The sequence below is a fragment of the Pseudoalteromonas sp. Z1A6 genome (assembly GCF_011378745.1).
GTDB lineage: Bacteria > Pseudomonadota > Gammaproteobacteria > Enterobacterales > Alteromonadaceae > Pseudoalteromonas > Pseudoalteromonas arctica.
This window is the reverse complement of the sequence record NZ_WTKW01000681.1, coordinates 1-675: the sequence shown is the minus strand read 5'-3', so window position 1 is coordinate 675 and position 675 is coordinate 1. Positions and strand designations below refer to the sequence as shown.

Sequence of the window (675 nt, the reverse complement as noted above, 5' to 3'; positions counted from 1 at the left end):
GTGTTAAACCTTGAATATTACTTTTTCTTTTCTATATGTCGCTTTTTAGCATTTAATCAGAGATCAAAAATTTGTCAAAAATAATCTTAAAAGAGTCATATTTATACCTTTTAGGAGAAGTAATAAGTAAAGGTATACCTGTTTTTTTACTTCCTTATATGGCTAAAAAAATGGGAGTAAATGAGTTAGCTAATTTTTCTTTGTATCAGTCAATTATCGCAATAGCCTCTGTAGTTATACTATTGTCAATGGATGGTGCAATTGCCCGCTATTATCACAGGTATGGTTTCAGGTCGATCAGTATACTCAGACGTATTGCTGTAACTATAAGTGCAGCACTATGTTTAGTAATTATTACAATCTCCTTGTTATTAGGTGAAAACCACATAGCAATATCGGCTTTAGCATCATTTTGCTATGTGTTACTTATGCTTAACTTCTCTATAGCTCAAGCTTCTAGGCAAGTACATAAATACTTTTTAGCACAAGTGATTAGTGGTGTGACTTTGCTATTTAGTATTATTATTTTATTCGAGTTTACGCAAGCAACATCACAGACCAGAGTTTATGCCGGGGCACTTTCTTGGTTTATTCCTTCTCTCTGGCTATTTTTTACGTTAAAAACGTATACGAATAGAATCAATAAGAAAATAAATAAAAAACATATTTTATATT

The 675-nt window shown here is 31.3% G+C and carries 1 protein-coding gene; it reads left to right on the top strand.

Annotated features, from left to right (window positions below; genetic code table 11):
* Positions 1–71: 71 nt before the first annotated feature.
* A partial coding sequence (locus GQR46_RS20315) for a hypothetical protein (RefSeq protein WP_206009744.1) occupies positions 72–675 on the top strand: 604 nt, incomplete at its 3' end.